Here is a 1915-nt window from a genome sequence, read left to right on the forward strand (position 1 = left end):
GCTCGGTATTGGCGGTTTTTCGCCGGTACGGGAATATCAACCCGTTGTCCATCGACTACGCCTGTCGGCCTCGCCTTAGGTCCCGACTTACCCAGGGCAGATTAGCTTGACCCTGGAACCCTTGATCATTCGGCGGACGGGTTTCTCACCCGTCTTTCGCTACTCATGCCTGCATTCTCACTCGTGTAGGCTCCACCGCTGGTTTCCACCGCGACTTCACCGCCCACACGACGCTCCCCTACCCATCCACACTCCTGAACCACGAAGGCTTGGAACCATGTGAATGCCACAACTTCGGCGGTGTACTTGAGCCCCGCTACATTGTCGGCGCGGAATCACTTGACCAGTGAGCTATTACGCACTCTTTCAAGGATGGCTGCTTCTAAGCCAACCTCCTGGTTGTCTAAGCAACTCCACATCCTTTCCCACTTAGCACACGCTTAGGGGCCTTAGTTGGTGGTCTGGGCTGTTTCCCTCTCGACTATGAAGCTTATCCCCCACAGTCTCACTGCTGCGCTCTCACTTACCGGCATTCGGAGTTTGGCTGACGTCAGTAACCTTGTAGGGCCCATCGGCCATCCAGTAGCTCTACCTCCGGCAAGAAACACGCAACGCTGCACCTAAATGCATTTCGGGGAGAACCAGCTATCACGGAGTTTGATTGGCCTTTCACCCCTACCCACAGCTCATCCCCTCCATTTTCAACTGAAGTGGGTTCGGTCCTCCACGACGTCTTACCGTCGCTTCAACCTGGCCATGGGTAGATCACTCCGCTTCGGGTCTAGATCACGCCACTCAAACGCCCTGTTCAGACTCGCTTTCGCTACGGCTACCCCACACGGGTTAACCTCGCGACGTAACACTAACTCGCAGGCTCATTCTTCAAAAGGCACGCCATCACAGGAACCAAGCCTGCTCTGACGGATTGTAAGCACACGGTTTCAGGTACTGTTTCACTCCCCTCCCGGGGTACTTTTCACCTTTCCCTCACGGTACTGGTCCGCTATCGGTCATTAGGAAGTATTTAGGCTTATCAGGTGGTCCTGACAGATTCACACGGGATTTCTCGGGCCCCGTGCTACTTGGGATACTCTCCAGGCGGTGCACAACATTACAGTTACGGGGCTCACACCCTCTCTGGCCGGCCTTTCAAGACCGTTCACCTATGCCTGCACTCCACACCCCGTTGGTCCGGCAGAACCAACACGCAAAGTCCCACAACCCCGCCCACGCAACGCCCGCCGGCTATCACACATGGAAACGGTTTAGCCTGATCCGCGTTCGCTCGCCACTACTAACGGAATCACTCTTGTTTTCTCTTCCTGCGGGTACTGAGATGTTTCACTTCCCCGCGTTCCCCCCACGCACCCTATGTGTTCAGATGCGGGTCACACAATCACCCCGAAAGGCGTTGTGCGGGGTTTCCCCATTCGGACATCCTGGGATCACCGCTCGGTTATCAACTCCCCCAGGCTTATCGCAGATTCCTACGTCCTTCTTCGGCTCCTAATGCCAAGGCATCCACCGTGTGCCCTTAAAAACTTGACCACACACAAACCAAACAACCCCCACAAAAAGGGGCCGCCCGGCACGATGCACTCAATCACTTTCGAGAGAACCACGGCCACAAGGGCCAGGTTCAATATCAAAGAAATTGCTCGAACACACACACCACCACGGGTGCATGCGTCCAGATGCTCGCGTCCACTATGTAGTTCTCAAACAACAACCCCGTCAACCACACCCACCACACAAACACGCGCAGCAGACACGGAAGCAGGAACAACCAAAGAAACACCAGAAGTGCCCCCAGCATTGCTGCCAATAAGGGATCCTGTTGCCTCAGGACCCAACAGTGCGCCAAACACAACCCCCACCAACCACACCCCGGCACGTTCCCAACAACCCCCCCCCA

General features: G+C 55.8%; 1 rRNA gene (running past one end of the window). It reads right to left on the minus strand.

What is annotated here, in order from left to right:
- A 23S ribosomal RNA gene (locus AB0N65_RS20575) occupies positions 1-1548 on the minus strand; it reaches 1793 nt to the left of the window's first position.
- Positions 1549-1915: the final 367 nt, after the last annotated feature.

This window comes from Paenarthrobacter sp. NPDC089322 (assembly GCF_040684895.1).
In the GTDB taxonomy this organism is placed as follows: domain Bacteria; phylum Actinomycetota; class Actinomycetes; order Actinomycetales; family Micrococcaceae; genus Arthrobacter.